This is a genomic window from Mycobacterium sp., from assembly GCF_049278535.1.
Lineage (GTDB): Bacteria > Actinomycetota > Actinomycetes > Mycobacteriales > Mycobacteriaceae > Mycobacterium.
The window spans coordinates 1-2,210 of the sequence record NZ_JBAPMI010000372.1; the positions used below are offsets into that span (position 1 = coordinate 1).

Annotated in this window: 1 protein-coding gene; it reads left to right on the plus strand. The window is 66.7% G+C overall.

The genetic code is table 11. The features are described 5' to 3' along the window. The coding region (locus tag WAO18_RS24145) for a transglycosylase domain-containing protein (protein ID WP_422208750.1) at positions 1-2,210 on the plus strand (2,210 nt) is incomplete at both ends.

Genomic DNA, 2,210 nt, shown 5'->3' on the forward strand with positions numbered 1-2,210 from the left:
GCCAAGTCGCCGCGTCGGCAGGAACCACGCCCCGGCGGGCCACCCCCCGGCAGGCCACCTTCCGGAGGGCCGCCCTCCGGTGGGCCGCCGAGCGGCCGTCCGCCGCGCCGCGAACCACCGCTACCGGGCTGGGCGCAACGACTCGACTGGGAATGGCTGCGCCACCTCAACTGGCGGTGGGTCCGTCGCGGGCTCTACGTCAGCGCCGTGGTGATCCTGCTGCTGCCGATCGTCACCTTCGCGATGGCCTACTTTATCGTCGACATTCCCAAGCCGGGCGACATCCGCACCAACCAGGTCTCGACGATTCTGGCCAGCGACGGCTCTGAGCTGGCGAAAATCGTTCCACCCGAAGGCAATCGGGTGGATGTGAACATCGACCAGGTACCGGTCCAGGTCCGCCAGGCGGTGATCGCGGCCGAAGACCGCAACTTCTACTCCAACCCGGGCTTCTCGTTCACCGGCTTCGCGCGGGCGTTCAAGAACAACATCTTCGGCGGTGACACGCAGGGCGGTTCGACGATCACCCAGCAGTACGTCAAGAACGCGTTGGTGGGCGCCCAGCGCGCCGGCGTCGGTGGCCTGGTCCGCAAAGCCAAGGAACTCGTCATCGCCACCAAGATGTCGGGGGAGTGGTCCAAAGACGATGTGCTGCAGGCCTATCTCAACATCATCTACTTCGGCCGCGGCGCGTACGGAATATCGGCGGCGTCGCGGGCCTACTTCGACAAACCCGTCGAGCAGCTCACCGTCGCCGACGGCGCATTGCTGGCCGCGCTGATCCAGCGCCCATCGACGCTGGACCCCGCGCTGAACCTCGAGGGCGCCAAGGAACGGTGGAACTGGGTGCTCGACGGGATGGTGGACATCAAGGCGCTGTCCCCGACCGACCGTGCAGCGCAACAGTTCCCGCCGACGGTGCCGCCCGAACAGGCCCGCGCGAAAGACCAGACCACCGGGCCCAACGGGCTGATCCAGCGACAGGTCACCAAAGAGCTGCTCGAGCTGTTCAACATCGACGAGCAGACGCTGAACACCCAGGGGTTGCAGGTCACCACCTCCATCGACCCCCAGGCGCAGAAGGCCGCCGAGGACGCCGTCTCGAAGTACCTGGAAGGCCAGAAGCCCGACATGCGGACCGCGGTCGTCTCGATCGATCCGCACAACGGGGCGGTGAAGGCCTACTACGGCGGCTCGGATGCCAATGGGTTCGACTTCGCCCAGGCCGGTTTGCAGACCGGGTCGTCGTTCAAGGTGTTCGCGTTGATCGCCGCGCTCGAGCAAGGCATCGGGCTGGGCTATCAGGTGGACAGCTCGCCGCTGACCGTCAACGGCATCAAGATCACCAACGTCGAGGGCGAGGGCTGCGGGGTCTGCAACATCGCCGAGGCGCTCAAGCGTTCGTTGAACACCTCCTATTACCGGCTGATGCTCAAGTTGAAGAATGGCCCGGAGGATGTGGCCGAAGCGGCCCACCAGGCGGGGATCGCGACCAGCTTCCCCGGTGTCTCGCACACCTTGTCCGAAGACGGCAAGGGCGGTCCGCCGAACAACGGAATTGTGTTGGGCCAGTATCAGACCCGGGCGATCGACATGGCCTCGGCGTACGCCACATTGGCCGACTCGGGCATCTACCACCGCCCGCACTTCGTGCAGAAAGTGGTCAACGCCGACGGCAAGGTGCTGTTCGATGCGAGCACCCAGAACAACTCCGGTGAGCAGCGGATCCCCAAGGACGTGGCCGATAACGTCACCTCGGCAATGCAGCCGATCGCGTCGTACTCCCGCGGCCACGCACTGGCCGGCGGGCGGCCGTCGGCGTCCAAGACCGGTACCACCCAGTTGGGTGACACCGACGCCGACAAGGACGCCTGGATGGTCGGCTACACCCCGTCGCTGTCGACGGCGGTTTGGATCGGCACCGTGCGCGGCGACGTGCCGCTGGTGAGCAAGGGGGGCGGGGCGATCTACGGGTCGGGTCTGCCGTCCGACATCTGGAAGTCGACGATGGACGGCGCGCTGAAAGGCACTAGCGTCGAGTCGTTTCCCAAGCCCACCGAGATCGGCGGCTCCGCCGGGGTTCCCGCCGCGCCGCCACCACCTCCACAACCGCCACAGATGACGGTCATCCAGCCCACGATGGAGATCGCACCGGGCATCACGATCCCGATCGGGCCGCCGACCACGGTGCCCGTCGCGCCGGCAGCTCC